The 15874-nt window shown below is 69.3% G+C and carries 14 protein-coding genes, 1 tRNA gene and 3 pseudogenes; 10 read left to right on the forward strand and 8 right to left on the reverse strand.

The genetic code is table 11. The features are described from left to right. Nucleotides 1–4: 4 nt before the first annotated feature. Nucleotides 5–478: pseudogene (locus ACFYXB_RS34415) on the forward strand (GTP-binding protein); the annotation flags it as partial. A 561-nt stretch (nt 479–1039) separates the two neighbouring features. On the opposite strand, the gene ACFYXB_RS34420 reads toward ACFYXB_RS34415, so the two are convergent. Then, on the reverse strand, nt 1040–1492 hold the full coding sequence (locus ACFYXB_RS34420) for a hypothetical protein (protein WP_389588991.1): 453 nt from the start codon (nt 1490–1492) through the stop codon (nt 1040–1042). Between the two features lie 99 nt (nt 1493–1591). Between ACFYXB_RS34420 and ACFYXB_RS34425 the strand changes: the two are divergent. Then, a pseudogene (locus ACFYXB_RS34425) lies at nt 1592–1753 on the forward strand (SelB C-terminal domain-containing protein); the annotation flags it as partial. A gap of 34 nt (nt 1754–1787) precedes the next feature. Here ACFYXB_RS34425 and ACFYXB_RS34430 read toward each other — a convergent pair. Further along, a tRNA-Sec gene (locus ACFYXB_RS34430) sits at nt 1788–1881 on the reverse strand. Nucleotides 1882–2057: 176 nt separating this feature from the next. Between ACFYXB_RS34430 and selD the strand changes: the two genes are divergently transcribed. Continuing rightward, on the forward strand, nt 2058–3083 hold the full coding sequence (selD, locus tag ACFYXB_RS34435) for a selenide, water dikinase SelD (RefSeq protein ID WP_389588992.1): 1026 nt from the start codon (nt 2058–2060) through the stop codon (nt 3081–3083). Between the two features lie 234 nt (nt 3084–3317). Here the strand turns inward: selD and ACFYXB_RS34440 are convergent. The 3 genes and pseudogenes from ACFYXB_RS34440 to ACFYXB_RS34450 all read right to left on the reverse strand — a co-directional run. Next, nucleotides 3318–3572 (reverse strand): annotated as a pseudogene (locus ACFYXB_RS34440) (transcriptional regulator); the annotation flags it as partial. Between the two features lie 81 nt (nt 3573–3653). Then, nucleotides 3654–3800, reverse strand: a complete 147-nt coding sequence (locus ACFYXB_RS34445) for a hypothetical protein (RefSeq protein WP_389588993.1) — start codon at nt 3798–3800, stop codon at nt 3654–3656. Nucleotides 3801–4169: 369 nt separating this feature from the next. Continuing rightward, on the reverse strand, nt 4170–5186 hold the full coding sequence (locus ACFYXB_RS34450; RefSeq protein ID WP_389588994.1) for a DNA-directed RNA polymerase subunit alpha: 1017 nt from the start codon (nt 5184–5186) through the stop codon (nt 4170–4172). A 304-nt stretch (nt 5187–5490) separates the two neighbouring features. Here ACFYXB_RS34450 and ACFYXB_RS34455 point away from each other — a divergent pair, with 304 nt between their 5' ends. After that, entirely contained in the window at nt 5491–5757 is a 267-nt protein-coding gene (locus ACFYXB_RS34455; protein WP_389588995.1) for a Ku protein, read from the forward strand. A gap of 242 nt (nt 5758–5999) precedes the next feature. Here ACFYXB_RS34455 and ACFYXB_RS34460 read toward each other — a convergent pair whose 3' ends face one another. The 3 genes from ACFYXB_RS34460 to ACFYXB_RS34470 all read right to left on the reverse strand — a co-directional run bounded on the left by ACFYXB_RS34460 (nt 6000) and on the right by ACFYXB_RS34470 (nt 8926). Next, entirely contained in the window at nt 6000–7874 is a 1875-nt protein-coding gene (locus ACFYXB_RS34460) for a SpoIIE family protein phosphatase (protein ID WP_389589028.1), read from the reverse strand. Nucleotides 7875–8162: 288 nt separating this feature from the next. Continuing rightward, nucleotides 8163–8753 carry a cupin domain-containing protein gene (locus ACFYXB_RS34465; RefSeq protein WP_389588996.1) on the reverse strand — a complete coding sequence of 197 codons (591 nt, stop codon included), beginning with the start codon at nt 8751–8753 and terminating at the stop codon, nt 8163–8165. Beyond that, nucleotides 8699–8926, reverse strand: a complete 228-nt coding sequence (locus ACFYXB_RS34470) for a DUF6188 family protein (RefSeq protein WP_389589029.1) — start codon at nt 8924–8926, stop codon at nt 8699–8701. Before ACFYXB_RS34470 ends, ACFYXB_RS34465 begins: the two co-directional genes overlap by 55 nt. Between ACFYXB_RS34470 and ACFYXB_RS34475 the strand changes: the two genes are divergently transcribed. The 6 genes from ACFYXB_RS34475 to ACFYXB_RS34500 all read left to right on the forward strand — a co-directional run bounded on the left by ACFYXB_RS34475 (nt 8889) and on the right by ACFYXB_RS34500 (nt 15873). Beyond that, complete coding sequence (locus ACFYXB_RS34475) at nt 8889–9089, forward strand: hypothetical protein (protein WP_389588997.1); 201 nt, start codon at nt 8889–8891, stop codon at nt 9087–9089. The genes ACFYXB_RS34470 and ACFYXB_RS34475 overlap by 38 nt on opposite strands. Before the next feature lie 396 nt (nt 9090–9485). Continuing rightward, nucleotides 9486–10778 carry an extracellular solute-binding protein gene (locus tag ACFYXB_RS34480; RefSeq protein WP_351362091.1) on the forward strand — a complete coding sequence of 431 codons (1293 nt, stop codon included), beginning with the start codon at nt 9486–9488 and terminating at the stop codon, nt 10776–10778. Then, nucleotides 10775–11743: a carbohydrate ABC transporter permease gene (locus ACFYXB_RS34485; RefSeq protein WP_389588998.1), complete on the forward strand. Its 969-nt coding sequence runs from the start codon at nt 10775–10777 to the stop codon at nt 11741–11743. Before ACFYXB_RS34480 ends, ACFYXB_RS34485 begins: the two co-directional genes overlap by 4 nt. Beyond that, complete coding sequence (locus ACFYXB_RS34490; RefSeq protein WP_389588999.1) at nt 11740–12561, forward strand: carbohydrate ABC transporter permease; 822 nt, start codon at nt 11740–11742, stop codon at nt 12559–12561. The genes ACFYXB_RS34485 and ACFYXB_RS34490 overlap by 4 nt, the downstream gene beginning before the upstream one ends. Nucleotides 12562–12572: 11 nt before the next feature. Continuing rightward, the gene (yicI, locus tag ACFYXB_RS34495) at nt 12573–14831 is read left to right on the forward strand and encodes an alpha-xylosidase (RefSeq protein ID WP_389589000.1); all 2259 of its coding nucleotides are present in this window, start codon (nt 12573–12575) and stop codon (nt 14829–14831) included. A gap of 31 nt (nt 14832–14862) precedes the next feature. Continuing rightward, nucleotides 14863–15873 (forward strand): LacI family DNA-binding transcriptional regulator, encoded by a 1011-nt coding sequence (locus ACFYXB_RS34500; RefSeq protein WP_351362079.1) that lies wholly within the window; start codon nt 14863–14865, stop codon nt 15871–15873. Nucleotide 15874 lies beyond the last annotated feature (1 nt).

The following is a 15874-nucleotide window of genomic DNA, read 5'->3' on the forward strand; positions in this document are numbered from 1 at the left end:
CGTCATGCGGGTCCTGGCCACCGCCGGGCACGTCGACCACGGCAAGTCCGCCCTGGTGCGGGCGCTGACGGGGATGGAACCGGACCGCTTCGAGGAGGAACAGCGGCGTGGACTCACGCTCGACCTCGGCTTCGTGTGGACCCGGCTCGGCCCTGACGGCGAGCACGTCGCGTTCGTGGACGTACCGGGACACGAGAGGTTCGTCGCCACCATGCTGGCCGGCGTCGGACCCGTGCCGGCCGTGCTGTTCGTGGTGGCCGCAGACCAGGGCTGGCAGCCGCAGTCGCAGGAGCACCTGGCGATCCTCGACGCGCTCGGCGTACGGCATGCCGTGCTCGCCGTGACCCGCAGCGACCTGGCGGACCCAGAACCGGTCCGCGCCGATGCCGTCGAGCGCCTGGCCGCCACCTCGCTCGGCACCGTGCCGTCCGTCGCGGTGAGCGCGGTGACCGGCGCCGGACTGGACGAACTACGCGCCGAACTGGCCCGCCTGGCCCGGGCGTTGCCCGTCCCGCACGCCGACGCGGACGCGCGGCTGTGGCTGGACCGCGCCTTCACGGTGCGCGGTCACGGCACTGTCGTGACGGGCACGCTCTCTTCGGGCACCCTGCGCGTCGGCGACCGGCTGGTGACGGGCGACGGCCCGGCCGCACTCAGGGTGCGCGGGCTGCAGTGCCTGCACGAGGAGCGGTCCGCCGTCAGCAGTGTGGCGCGCGTGGCGGTCAACGTGCACGGTCCCTCCGACGGTGCGCTGGGGCGCGGGCAGGTGCTGGTGGCACCGGGCCGTTGGTTGCTCACCGACCTGATCGACGTGCGCATCGTCGGAGAACCGATGCGCGAACTGCCCCGGACGGTCACCCTGCACATCGGCACCGCGGCAATCCCGGTGACCCTACGACCGCTGGGCGAGGACACCGCCAGGCTGACCCTGAGCCGCGGGCTGCCGTTGCGCGTCGGGGACCGGGCGGTGCTCCGGGAGCCGGGGGGGCAGCGCATGCCCTGCGGTGTGACCGTCCTTGACGTGCGCCCGCCACCGCTGTCACGGCGGGGCGCCGGACGGGCCAGGGCGGCGGAACTGGCGGTCATGACCGGCCGTCCGGACGGCGCGGCGGAGCTGCGGCGACGCAAGCTCGTCCGCCACTCGGAGCTGCTGGCGATGGGGGTGCCGCCACCCGCCGCCCCCGTCACGGGAGACTGGCTCGCCGACGAGGCCCACTGGTCGCGGCTGCGCGAGCGCCTGGCCGACGAGGTCGAGCGGTACGCGCAGCAGCACCCCCTGGAGCCGGGCCTGCCGACCGAGGCGGCCCGGCGCCTGCTCGGCCTGCCCGACCGGTCCCTCGTCGACACGCTCGCCGAGACGCCCGGATACCGCGCACTGAAGCGCCGGCAGGGCCGGTTGTACGGCCCCGGCAGCGCCCGGCCGACGCTTCCGCCGCCCGTCGAGGCGGCAGTGGATGCCGTGCGCCGTGCGTTGGAACGGGCGCCGTTCCACGCTCCGGAGGCCGACCGCCTGGCGGAACTGGGACTCAGCCGCAAGGCCGTGGCCGCCGCAGTCTCGGCCGGTGCGCTGCTGCGGGTCGGCGACGGCATCGTGCTGCTTCCCGGAGCGGATGCCCGGGCCGCCGCCGTCCTGGGCCGCCTGCCCCAGCCGTTCACGCTCAGCGAGGCCCGCCGAGCCCTGGACACCACGCGCAGGGTGGCCGTACCGCTGCTGGAGTTCCTGGACGCCCAGGGATACACCGAACGGGTGGATGACCAGCGCCGGTGCTGCAGGCCGGATGCGGGCAGCGGAGGCGGACGGGAATCGAACCCGCCTGCCCGAGATCCTCGGACACCTCGGTTTTGAAGACCGGGAGGGCCACCAGGCACCCACACGCCTCCACCGCGCGCCAGGCTACCCGGCAGCTCCTGCACAGCCGACCCGACCACACCGCGTCGTCCGCACGGATTGCCGATCCCACAGACGGAGTTGGGCGGCACCTTCGACGAAGCCGTACAGCGTTGCCCGACGCGCCGCACACCTGCGTTTGCACCCGACTCGACCCAGGAGATTCGCCATGACCTCGACGCGCGAAACGCCCGTACGGCTCACGCAGTTCGCCCACGGCGGCGGATGTGCGTGCAAGATCCCGCCCGGCGAGCTGGAGGACGTGCTCGGCGGCCTGTCGGCGGCGCTGCCGGCCCCGAGCGACACCCCGCTCCTCGTGGGGCTGGCCACCGGGGACGACGCGGCCGTCATCACGCTGCCCGCGCAGGCGGGGGTGGCCGCGCAGGCGGTGGTGGCCACCGCCGACTTCTTCACTCCGGTCGTCGACGATCCGTACGACTGGGGACGTATCGCCGCGGCCAACGCCCTGTCGGACGTGTACGCGATGGGCGGCCGCCCGGTTCTCGCCGTCAACCTCCTGGCCTGGCCTCGTGACGTGCTGCCGTTCGACCTGGCCCGAGAAGTGCTGCGCGGCGGGCTGGAGGTCGCCGCCGAGGCCGGCTGCCATGTGGGCGGCGGCCACAGCGTCGACGACCCCGAACCCAAGTACGGCATGGCGGTCACCGGCCTTGCCGACCCGCAGCGGCTGTTGCGCAATGACGCCGGCCGGCCCGGCGTGCCGCTGTCGCTCACCAAGCCCCTCGGCCTCGGCGTACTGAACAATCGCCACAAGGCCACCGGCCAGCGGTTCGAGCAGGCGGTGGCGACGATGGTGGCCCTCAACCGGGACGCGGCCGCCGCGGCCCTGGACGCCGGTGCGACCTGCGCCACCGACGTGACGGGATTCGGGTTCCTCGGCCACCTGCACAAGCTGGCGCGGGCCTCGGGCGTCACCGCCATCGTCGACACCGCCGCCGTGCCGTACCTGGACGGGGCCGGACAGGCCGTGCGCGACGGGTACGTCAGCGGCGGCACCCGACGCAACCTGGAGTGGGTGGCCCCGTTCACGGACTTCGGGGGCACGGACGCCGACACCCGGCTGCTCCTCGCCGACGCCCAGACCTCGGGCGGGCTGCTCATCGCGGGCGAGGTTCCCGGAGCGCCGGTGGTGGGGGAACTCGTCCTGCGCGGGCCGCACTCGATCGTGCTGAGGTGAGGCGCGGCGGGCACTTGCCCGGTCCGGCCGGCAGCGGGTGCCGATCTCTTCCTTCAGCAGTGCGAAGAACGACTCGGCGGCAGCGTTGATGCCCCAGCGGATGATCTCGCGGCGCGTTTTGCCCTCGGTGAGGCGTCGCCGCATGTAGTCCTGGGTGCGGCCCTCCCAGCGCAGGGCGAGGCGGGCATCGTCGGGGTGGGCCACCGCCGTGACGCGCAGGTCGGCCACCAGGGACTCCTCCTCGGCCTCGTCGCCCGCCCAGGACCGTACCGGCCAGGCGGCGATGGAATCGACCCGGTGGCCGCCGCTGGAGCGGAACATCCCGGCGACGAGATTGGCCTGGTCCCAGCCGTACGTACGGGGGTCGCCGATGGCGGCGGTCCACAGCCGGTTCCAGCTGACCAGCGTCCAGTCGGCGGCGTAGACCGCGACCGGCGCGTCGCCCAGTTGCTGGACGATCTGCGTGATCTGCCCGCGCAGCCACGCCAATTCCGCCGCCTGACCACGCCGGGCCAGCGCCCACTGATCATGCGTGGCCTTCGTAACACTGCCCGCCCACCGCGCCGACGACTAGCCGGTCAGCTCCCGCTTGCGCACCGCCCATGACGCGGCATCGTGCTCCAGCCGCTGCCCGCACCGCGCCGCGAGGTCACCGGCGGCCAGCCCGCCCAGGAACGCCCCGACCTCACGGAGCGCCGCCGCGTCCGTGTCCGACACCCGCAGCCGGGCCCTAATCGCCCCCCGCAGGGCCGGGCACCACGAACGGATCCGCCAACTCCCGCAACCCGCCCACAGCACCCGCCCCCGACCCCCGCCCCGGCCATCCGCCACCACCCACAACGAACCGCCCACGAGAAAGGTCACACGTTCGGCCCACAAACTCCCGTTCGCCCCATGGGGACACCCGCCCTCGCAATGAACCGCAGCAGTAACGCTCACTCATGGTCGCCGGAACGCGCTTGGGTTCGGTCAAGCGGCAGAAGTTCTGAACCCCCTGACCACGTCGTGCGGCAGGTCCGCCCTGGCCAGCGGATGCGAACCGCCCGTACCCCCTCGGACTCGCTGCGCCTTCAGGATGGAAACCCCTCAGTACTGCTCGGTTTCGATGTACCCGGTGTCGTCGTCGGCGCCGAAGGCGCCCACGGCAGCGGTGGGGTCGAATCCGGGCGGGCTGTCCTTGAATGCCAGGCCCATGCCGGCCAGCTTCGCCTTGACCTCGTCGATCGACTTCGCACCGAAGTTGCGGATGTCGAGCAGGTCCGCCTCGCTGCGCGCGACGAGCTCGCCCACGGAGTGGATGCCCTCGCGCTTGAGGCAGTTGTAGGAACGGACGGTGAGCTCGAGCTCCTCGATCGGCAGCGCGAGCTCAGAGGCTAGGGCGGCGTCCGTCGGGGACGGGCCCATGTCGATGCCCTCGGCGTCGATGTTGAGCTCGCGGGCGAGCCCGAAGAGCTCGACCAGGGTTTTGCCGGCCGAGGCCATCGCGTCACGCGGGCGCATCGCCTGCTTGGTCTCGACGTCGACGATCAGCTTGTCGAAGTCGGTGCGCTGCTCGACACGGGTCGCCTCGACCTTGTAGGTGACCTTGAGCGCCGGGCTGTAGATCGAGTCGACCGGGACCCGGCCGATCTCCTGGCCCACCTGTTTGTTCTGCACGGCGGAGACGTAGCCGCGACCGCGCTCGACGGTCAGCTCCATCTCCAGCTTGCCCGTGGCGTTCAGGGTGGCCAGGACGAGGTCCGGGTTGTGCACCTCGACGCCGGCCGGCGGGGCGATGTCAGCGGCGGTGACCACGCCGGGCCCCTGCTTGCGCAGGTGCATCACGACCGGCTCGTCGTGCTCCGAGGAGACGACCAGTTGCTTGATGTTGAGGATGAGGTCGGTGACGTCCTCCTTGACGCCCGGCACGGTGGTGAACTCGTGCAGCACGCCGTCGATGCGAATACTGGTGACGGCAGCGCCGGGGATCGAGGAGAGGAGGGTGCGACGCAGGGAGTTGCCGAGGGTGTAGCCGAAACCCGGCTCCAGCGGCTCGATCACGAACCGGGAGCGGTATGCGTCCACAACCTCCTCGGTGAGAGACGGACGTTGAGCGATCAGCATGAGGGTGCCTCCAGTTTTCGGCACCCGCTATGTGATGCCGGTCCACCGGGCGGGAGCCCGATGTTGATACGGCAAGGCTAGGGGCCTACGAGCTGAATAGTTCCGTACCACCAGTAATGAGGTGTGGCGAGCGCGCGGCGATCTTCGTTCTGGACGAATACTCCCTCGCCGCATCGGGGGCAGCTCCACAGCCACCGCTCTCCTGGACGGGCTGCATACCGACCCCGAGAGCCCGTTGCGGGGCATCCGCCCCACGTGGTGACCCCGTGATGCAGGCAGCCACTGATCGCCGGAGGCTGAGGGCATGAGCAGCAACCCGCCGACGAAGGCGATCTGGACCGGGGTCATGTCGTTCGGCCTTTATGTTCACGGTCTGGTGGTGCTGCCCGTGAAGCTGTTCGCGGCGACGGAGGAGCACCACCACCGGCTCCGGGAGATCCATCCGGTTGGCGGTGGGCGGATCCGCCACAAGCGCGTCTGCGAGTTCGAGGGCGGTGACCGGGAGAGCTCGTACGAGGACGTGGGCCGGGGCTACGCCCTTTCTCCGGGGGAACAAGCTGTTGCAGCGTAGAGATTCTCGCGTTGATGCAGCGCAGCGCCAGTGTCCGTGATCGTGATCGGCGCAACAGGTGTGGTGCGATCGCTGGATCGGATGACGCCACACTCTTGTCCGAGTCTCCGCAGCGCTTTGCCCATAACCCGCCTCGGCCGACAGCCGAACGGGCCTCATGCCCAGTTGGGTCCGAGTTCAGTGAGCCGCGCGAGCCGGTCCTTGGTGTGCTGTTCCCGCCTGGACCTCATGGCCGAGATCCGTCACGCGGCGCGGTGCGGGATGTCTTGCTCGGTCCAGATGCATTTGCCGTCGTGGTGGTAGCGGGCGCCCCAGCGTCTGGATAGGGCGGCGACGAGTTGCAGGCCGCGGCCGCCCTCGTCGGTGTAGGCGGCGTGGCGGATACGGGGAGTGCTGAGGCTGCCGTCGTAGACCTCGCAGGTCAAGGTGCGGCTGCGCAGCAGGCGCAGGCGGATTGGGCCCTTGGCGTGCCGGATCACGTTGCCGACCAGCTCGCTGGCCAGTAGCTCGGTGGTGATCGCCAGCTCGTCCAGTCCCCAGACGGCCAGTTGGTTTCGGACGTGTTCGCGGGCCTGTCCGGCCGCGCGCGGATCTTCCGGGAGGATCCAGGAGGCGACATCACCGGCGTCGATGGCCCGCGTGTGGGCGATCAGTAGCGCTGCGTCGTCGTTCGTCCGGCCATGGTCGGGCAGCAGGGCCGAGACCACCGTGTCGCACAGGTCGTCCAGGCGCCGGACGTCGTCGTCCTCGTCCGCTGCCGTGAAGGTGGACACCGCGTGCTGGGCGAGGACCTGTTGCAGTCGGGCCAGTCCTTGGTCGACGAACTGGGTGGCGGATTCGACGAGTCCGTCGGTGCACAGGACCAGCAGGCTCTCCTCGGGCAGGAGCATCTGGTGTGTTTCGAACGGTGGTTCGGCGGCCCCCAGCGGCGGGTCGGCAGTCAGGTCGGGCCTGTGGACGGTGCCATCGGGATGGACGACGACCGGTGGGGGATGACCGGCCAGAGAGAACGAACATATCCGGGTGATCGGGTCGAAGACCGCGTAGAGGCAGGTGGCGTAGCAGTCCTCGCCCAGGTCGCTGACCAGGTCGTTGAGACGGCTGAGCAGCTCGTCAGGGGGCATGTCCAGGTCGGCGAGGGTGCGCACCGCGGTGCGCAGCTGGCCCATGGTGGCCGCTTCGGGGATGCCGTGTCCCATGACGTCGCCGATCACCATGGCGACCCGGTCGCCGGACAGCGGGAGCACGTCGTACCAGTCGCCACCGACTTGTTCGCCCCTGCCCGCGGGCAGGTAGCGTGCGGCCGCGCAGGCAGCAGGCAAGCGGGGAAGTGTCCGGGGCAGCAAGGAACGCTGCAGCTCCTGCGCCCGAGCGTGCTCCCCGTCGTACAAGCGGGCCCGTTCCAGCGACTGGCCGACCAGACCACTCAATGCGGTCAGCAGCGTGCGCTCCTCGTCGGTGAAGGAGCGCTGCCGGGTGAACGACACCAGACACATACCGATGGCATTCCCGGAGGCGATCATGGGCAGGAACGCCCACGCGTTCTTCTCGGCCGCCGCCGGAATATTTTTCAGTGCTGGATAGCGTTCGCAGTATTCTGCGGCCGATTCGATGAATCGGGGAGTACAAGTCTCGAAGACATCGGCGGTCACGGAGTAGTCGGTGACTGCGAGCCCGTCGAGCAGGCTGAGGAACTCCTGTGTGTATCCGCGGGAGTCGACCACATGCTGTCGGCCGCTTTCGAACACCCAGACTATGAGCCCGTCGGCGCCGAACGGGGGCAGGACGTGCGCCGCCACGGCCTGCACGACCTCCCGGGAGGTGACGGCCTCGGCGAGCGCCGCGGTCAGCTTGCCCATCCGGACCGTCCGCTCAGAGCCGGCCACCGAACGACAAACGGGCGGTGTGCTGGGCAATTCCTCCAAGCGTGCAGCGACCCATCCCGCCACCGAACGCAGAAAGGATCGCTGTACCTCTTCCGGCTCGCCGCACCCTGCCGTGATCACGGACAGCACACCGATCGGCCCATCGGCACCGAGGAGGGGCACCGCTGCCGTGCCGGCTGCCCCAATACCCAGAATGTCCCCGCTCACCCAGGCGTAGTCACCGCGCCGCATGGCACGTACGGGCGCCACGTCCTGCTCATCGGACAGATCCGCCCACGCCACGGCGATGGCGCTCTCCGCGGCCAACCCGCTGGTCGCAGCCAGGCGCAGCTGGCGAGCGGCAGGATCCCACCAGTGCAGGAACGCGCCCCGGCCATCCAGGCACTCGGTGGCCTGGAGAGCCAGCGTCAGTGTCTCCGTGTCCCGTAGCGCTTTGTACGAGGCGGCCGGAAAGTTCAGCCCTGACTGCTGAGGGTGACTCCCGGCTTTGGCTGCCGCAGGTGCCAACACGCCTCCCGCTCACTCCTGGCTAACAGACCTGAACACGCGGTGACGAGGTGCTCCGCAAATCAGGCAAATATGTCTAAACACTACCCTGCCGCCCGTCCATATCCCCAGCCTCAGACCCAATCGGTGGGGACGGGCTGGTCGGGCAAGGGGACCACTCAGGCCCGGTGCCGGTCGCTGACCGTGTGCTGGGAGATCATCCGGCCGGGCGGTCGACATGCCGCGCCCGGCGTGCCGGAACATGCCCTCGATGCCGCCGGGCGTGCAGATCATCAGCAGGTCGGCGGTGTCCGAGGTGATCCGGTAGCCGTGGGGGACGTTCTTGGGCAGGTAGACGATGCCACCCTCCGGCAGTTCCATATCCTGGTCGTCCGACCACAGCAGCGCGGTGCCCTTGATCAGCATGAAGATCTCGTCCTCGCGGGGGTCCGTGCGGCCGACGGCCTGGCGTCTGCGCCGCCACTGTGACCAGCTTGTGAACGACCGCGCTCCACTCGGAGACGACCCGAAAACCGGGCGGGTCTCGTCGCAGCGCAGGTGGCAGATTCTCAGTGCTTCGCAGTCCGGCCTTGCGGGTCCTCGCCAGTTCCAGACCGGGACCACACGGCGAGGTCTCCGCCGGGCAACGAGACGAAGCGCCGTCCTCGTGGTCCGGCGATCTGCCAAGGTTCGAACGACGTGTCGGCCGAACACGTCAGATGCATGCCACTGTCGAACATCAGGCGCAGGGTGCCGGACTTGAACGCGACCGCGGACAGGACTGCCGCCCCAAACAGTGGAAGAGCCCCAGCTACGTCCTGGACTCCGGCCGCCTGCGGCGGCCTCGTCCTCTACGGCGTACTCGCCACGGGCGAGGACGGCGGTGAGCCGGAACACCGCACCCCCACCGCCTCGGTGACCTACGAGGTGACCGGCCAAGGCACCGCCGACATCACCTAACAGGCCCGCAACGAGGCCGGGAAGGCCACCGCCGGAATGAAGACCCCCGGCCAACCCCGTGGAGGTCTGTGCTTGCCGCGGACGGGCGCCGAGGTGGCCGGACCCGGCGGCTGGGCGGCGCAACACCTTTCGCCGACCCCGACTTCACCGCACCGACGACCGCCGCGGCCCTGGCCCTGCCGATCGCGACCGGCCATGCAGTCCACGCCCGTCGCCGGCGACGATCCCGATCGGCGAGCGGCACGAATCTCCGCTGATTTCGTACGCACCCATTGACGCACCCACAGCCCCCACCTACCTTCCACCGTCGAAGCGCTTCGACGTCACGCATCGAATCGATTCGATGAACGCTGCGTGACGCCCCAGGTACCCATCCGACTCCCCTGGAGGCACTGGATGTTGACGGCACGAAGGCGTGTGGTGGCGACGGCGGCGGTCCTCACCGGATCCCTGCTCCTGGCCTCCTGCGGTGGCTCGGACAGCGGTTCTTCCGACGGCAAGACACTCAAACTGTGGCACTACGAAGCCCCGAACAGCGCGATGGGTATCGCCTGGAACGAGGCCATCAAGGAGTTCGAGGCGAAACACCCGGGCGTGAAGGTGAAGTTCGAGGAGAAGGGCTTCGAACAGATCCAGAAGACCGCGCCTATGGTCCTCAACTCCTCGGACGCCCCCGACATCATGGAATACAACAAGGGCAACGCGACGGCGGGCCTGCTGTCCAAGCAGGGACTCCTCACCGATCTGACCGCCGAGGTCACCAAGCGCGGCTGGGACAAGGAGCTCAGCGCCGGGGTGAAGACCACCAGCCAGTACGACGCAGGCGGCGTCATGGGCTCAGGAAATTGGTACGGAGTACCCAATTACGCCGAATACACCATGGTCTTCTACAACAAGGACCTCTTCAAGAAGTACGGCATCGCCGAGCCGAAAACGTTCGACGACCTCACCGCAGCCATGGACAAGTTCGTCGCCAAGGGCATCACCCCGCTCGCCAACGCCGGCGCCGAGTACGTGGCCCAGCAGTATCTGTACCAGCTGGCGCTGTCGAAGGCCGACCGCTCCTGGGTCGACTCGTACGAGCTCTACAAGGGTAAGACCGACTTCCACGACGCCGCCTGGACCTACGGTGCGACCACCTTCGCCGACTGGGTGAAGAAGGGCTACATCAGCAAGACGTCCAGCGGCTCCAAGGCCGAGGACGCGGGGGTCGCCTTCATCCAGGGCAAGAACCCGATCCTGTTCAGCGGCAGTTGGTGGTACGGCCGCTTCAAGGCGGAGAACAAGTTCGACTGGGGCACCGTGCTGTGGCCGGGGTCGAACCTGACGCTCGGCTCGGGCGGCAACCTCTGGGTCGTTCCCAAGGGCGCCAAGAACAAGGACCTGGCCTACGACTTCATCGACATCACCATGTCGAAGAAGATCCAGAACCTGCTCGGCAACAAGGGCGGCGTGCCGGTCGCGGCCGACCCGTCCGCCATCACCGACCCGCAGGCAAAGACCCTCATCGCCGACTTCAACACGCTCTCCGGACGTGACGGGCTGGCCTTCTACCCGGACTGGCCGGTCGCCGGCTTCTACGACGTCCTCGTCTCCGAGACACAGAAGCTGATCACGGGCAGCGAGAAGCCCGACGCCTATCTGAGCAACGTGCAGAAGGCGTACGACAAGGGCGTGCCGCAGCAATGACGATCACGGTCGAACGGGGTGCGCGGGCCGCCGGCAAGCACCAGCACGCGGGCCCGCGCCTCCCCCGCCCGCGCACGTCGTACATCCTTTTCCTGCTCCCCGGCATCCTCGCCTTCCTCACCGTGATCGTCGTCCCGTTCCTGATGAACACGGGCGTGAGCTTCACGGACTGGAGCGGCGTCGGCTCGCCGAAGTGGACCGGGCTCGCCAACTACCGCGAGCTGATGGACGACTCGGAGTTCTGGGCGTCGTTCCGGCACAGCCTGTTCATGGTCGTCGCCATGGCCGTCGTACCGACGATGCTCGGACTCGTCCTCGCCGCCGCCCTGTTCGACTACATAGGCAAGCACTTCGGCAGCAAGACGGCGGCCGTCCTCCGCGCCTGCTTCTACCTCCCGCAGGTGCTGCCCATCGCAGTCGCGGGCATCGTCTGGAGCTGGATCCTCGCTCCCGACAACGGCGCCCTGAACGCCCTGCTGAAGGCGGTCGGCCTCGGCTCCCTGCAGCAGGACTGGCTCGGTGACCCGGGCATCGCCCTCTACACCGTCATGGGCGTGATGGTGTGGGTGCAGATCGGCTTCCCGCTCGTCGTCTTCATGGCGGGGCTCCAGCGCGTCGACCCGCAGCTGTACGAGGCGGCGGAGCTGGACGGCGCCGGCTGGTGGCGCCGCTTCTGGCACATCACGCTGCCGCAGATCAGACCCGAGATCTACGTCGTGCTGCTGTGGTGCACGATCGCCGCACTGAAGGTCTTCGGGGCCGTCTACGTCCTGACCAAGGGCGGGCCGGGCGGCGCCACCGACGTCCCCTCCTACTTCTCCTTCACCACGTTCTTCGAGAAGACCCAGGTCGGGTACGGCGCCGCCGTCTCCACCGTCCTCACCATGATCATCCTCGTCCTGGCCGTGGTCGGACTGAAGCTCCAGACCCGTGCCGAGGACGCCGAGGAGGGGGTCCGCACATGACCGCCGTACGCCGCTACCCGGTCCTCATCGCGCTCTGCATCGGCGCGGCCTTCATGGTCCTGCCGTTCCTCATCGTCGCGGTCAACGCCGTGAAGTCCCCCACCGAGTACTCCCAGCACGGCCCCCTCAGCCTCCCCAAGGGCCTCTACCTGGACGGTCTGAAGGACTTCTGGTCGCGCGTCGACTACGGCCAGAAGCTCTTCAACTCCGTCCTGATCAGCGGCTCGGTGGCGGTCCTGGCCGCAGTCCTGTCCGTGCTCAACGCCTACGCGATCGGCATCGGCCGGATCAAGGGCCGCACCTGGGCGCTCGCCTTCTTCGTGCTCGCCAACATGCTGCCGCAGGAGGCGCTCGTCTATCCGATCTACTACCTGTGCAAGCAGGTGGGCCTGTACGACACCCGGCTCAGCGTCGTGATCGTCTTCACCGTCGTCCAGGCCGCCTTCGGCACGTATCTGCTCTCCTCCGTCCTCGGGCAGTTCCCGCGCGAGATCATCGAGGCGGCCCGGATCGACGGGGCGAACAAGTGGCAGGTGCTGTGGCGGATCGTGGTCCCGGTCAGCCGTCCGACCATCGGCGTGCTGCTCGTCTTCTTCTTCATCTGGACGTGGAACGAGTTCCTGCTCCCCCTGGTCATGCTGATCTCCAACGACAACCAGACGGTGTCGGTGGCGCTCGGTGTCCTCCAGGGTCAGCGCCTGATGGACGCCACGATGACCAACGCGGCGGCCCTGCTCGGCGTCCTGCCCGCCATCGTCTTCTTCCTCGTCTTCCAGCGGACTCTCACCCGCGGCATCGCCGTGGGTGCCGTCAAGTAGGGGGCACACGCTTGAAGTTCACCGACGGCTACTGGCTGCTGCGCGAAGGCGTCACCGCGGCCCACCCGGTCGAGGTCCTGGACGTGACCGCCTCCCCGGGGGTCCTGGAGATCGACGCGCCGACCCAGCCCATCCGCCACCGCGGCGACCTGCTGAAGGGACCGGTCGTGACGATCAGCGCACACGCGCCGATGCCGGACGTCATCGGCGTCACCTTCACGCACTTCGAGGGCGAGCAGCCCCGGGGGCCGCGGTTCGAAGTGCGGCGGGAGGACGACTTCACACCGCAGGTGGAGTACGACGAGGAGCACGCCACCGTGACCGCGGGCGCCCTGTCCGTGCGCGTCGCCCGCACCGAACCCTGGCACGTCGACTTCCTCGCCCACGGCCGCGTTCTCACCACCAGCGGTCGCAAGGGCATGGGCATCATGCGCGACGCGACCGGCGCCCACTACCTGCGCGAGCAGCTGGACCTTCGCGTCGGTACCTCGGTGTACGGTCTCGGCGAACGCTTCGGGCCGCTCGTCAAGAACGGCCAGGTCGTCGACATGTGGAACGCCGACGGCGGCACAGCGACCGAACAGGCCTACAAGAACGTCCCCTTCTTCCTGACCGACGCGGGCTACGGCGTCTTCGTCGACCACCCGGGCAAGGTGTCGTTCGAGGTCGGCTCGGAGGCGGTGTCCCGGGTCCAGTTCAGCGTGGAGAGCCAGCAGTTGACGTACTACGTCATCCACGGCCCCACCCCGAAGGACATCCTGCGCAAGTACACGGCCCTCACCGGCCGGCCGGCGCTCCCGCCCGCCTGGTCCTTCGGCCTGTGGCTGTCGACCTCCTTCACCACCTCGTACGACGAGGCCACCGTGACCTCCTTCATCGACGGCATGAAGGAGCGCGAACTGCCGCTCTCCGTCTTCCACTTCGACTGCTTCTGGATGCGCGAGTTCAACTGGTGCGACTTCCAGTGGGATCCGCGGGTCTTCCCCGATCCGGAGGGCATGCTGGCCCGGCTGAAGGACAAGGGCCTGCACATCTGCGTCTGGATCAATCCGTACATCGCGCAGCGCTCGCCGCTCTTCGCCGAGGGCAAGGCCCTGGGGCATCTGCTCAGGAAGCCCGACGGGAGCGTGTGGCAGTGGGACCTGTGGCAGCCCGGCATGGCGCTCGTCGACTTCACCAGTCCGGCCGCCCGCGACTGGTATGCCTCCAAGCTGGAGGCAGTGCTCGCGCAGGGCGTCGACTGCTTCAAGACCGACTTCGGCGAGCGGATCCCGGTCGACGTGGCGTACGCGGACGGCTCAGACCCGGAGCGGATGCACAACTACTACACGTACCTCTACAACCGCACCGTCTTCGAGGTGCTGCGCAAGCACCGCGGCGAGCAGGAGGCCGTCGTCTTCGCGCGCTCGGCCACGGCCGGCAGCCAGCGCTTCCCGGTGCACTGGGGCGGTGACTGCGAGGCCACGTACGAGTCGATGGCCGAGTCGCTGCGCGGCGGCCTCAGCCTCGGCATGTCGGGCTTCGGGTTCTGGAGCCATGACATCGGCGGCTTCGAGGGGACGCCGACGCCGGCCCTGTTCAAGCGGTGGCTCGCCTTCGGGCTGCTGTCCTCGCACAGCCGGCTGCACGGATCGTCGTCGTACCGGGTGCCGTGGCTGTTCGACGAGGAGGCCGTGGACGTCCTCAGGCTCTTCACCCGGCTGAAGCTGCGACTCATGCCGTACTTGTACGAGGTCGCCCGCACCGCTCACGCGGAGGGTGTGCCGATGATGCGGGCGATGGTGCTGGAGTTCCCGGACGACCCCGGCTGCGCGCATCTGGAGCGGCAGTACATGCTCGGGCCCGATCTGCTGGTCGCGCCGGTCTTCAGCGACGACGGGGACGTCTCGTATTACGTGCCTGAGGGCACCTGGACCCACTACCTGAGCGGGCAGAGCGTGACCGGGCCGCGCTGGGTGCGCGAGCGCCACGGGTTCTCCAGCGTTCCGCTGCTGGTCAGACCAGGTGCGGTGATCCCGGTGGGCGCGGTGGCCGACCGGCCCGACTATCCGTACGCCGACGGGGTCACCCTGCGCGCCTACGGCCTCGAGCGCGGGGCGCGGGTGATGGTGCCGGTGGGTGAGGTGACTTTCACCGTCGTCCGGGAGGGGGACACGCTACGGGCCTCCAGCAGTGATCCGGCGACCGACTGGGCGCTGGCTGCCGGTGAGCGGATCGTGCGGGCGGCGGCGGGGACCGGATTCCTGTCGCTGGAGCTGGAGTCGGAGTGATGGTTTCTCCCCCACTGGAGCTGGACTGACCATGGTGAAGATCACGGACGTGGCGCGGCACGCGGGTGTCTCCCCCAGCACCGTCTCGTACGCCCTGAGCGGCAAACGCCCGATCTCCGAGGAGACCCGGCGGCGCATCGAGGCGTCCATCCGCGAGCTGGGCTACCGCCCGCACGCCGGCGCCCGCGCGCTGGCCAGCAGCAGGTCGAACGTGCTGGCGCTGGTGATTCCGCTGCGGTCAGGTATCCACGTCCCGGTGGTCATGCAGTTCGCGGTCTCGGTGGTGACCACGGCACGGACGCACGACCACGACGTGCTGCTGCTCACCCAGGAGGAGGGCGAGGAAGGACTGCGCAGGGTCGCAGACACGGCGCTCGTGGACGCGTTGATCGTCATGGACGTACAACTCCACGACCCTCGGCTGCCGCTGCTGCGCACCCTCGACCGGCCCTCCGTGATGATCGGGTTCCCCCAGGACCCGGCGGGCCTGACCTGCATCGACCTCGACTTCAAGGCGGCGGGCGAGCTGTGTGTGGAGCGGATGGCGGGGCTCGGGCACCGGGTCGTGGCGCTGGTCGGGTCGCCGCCCGAGGTCTATGTGCGCGAGACGGCGTTCGCGCAGCGGGTGGTGCAGGGGTTCACGGCGGCCGCCGACCGCAACGGGCTCACCTCGTCCATCCACCCGTGCGAGGCCTCGCCCGCCGCCGCACGCCGGATCGCCGAGCAACTGCTGCGCGAACAGCCCGGGCTGACCGGGGTCGTCGTGCACAACGAGGCGGTTCTGGAGCCGCTGATCGACGCCTTCGAGCAGCTCGGTCTGCGGGTCCCCGGCGACCTGTCCATCACCGCCATCTGCCCCGACGAACTCGCCGAGTCCCTCCGCGTCCCCCTCACCTCGGTCGCCCTGCCGTCCGCCGAGCTGGGCGCGCGGGCCGTGGAGCTGCTGATGAAGAAGCTGGACGGCACGGCCGTACCCGAGGCGACGCTCCTGCCGCCCCGGCTGACGGAACGCGCGAGCACGGCGCCACGCAACGCGCCCTGAA

This window comes from Streptomyces sp. NPDC002619 (assembly GCF_042889305.1).
In the GTDB taxonomy this organism is placed as follows: Bacteria; Actinomycetota; Actinomycetes; order Streptomycetales; family Streptomycetaceae; genus Streptomyces.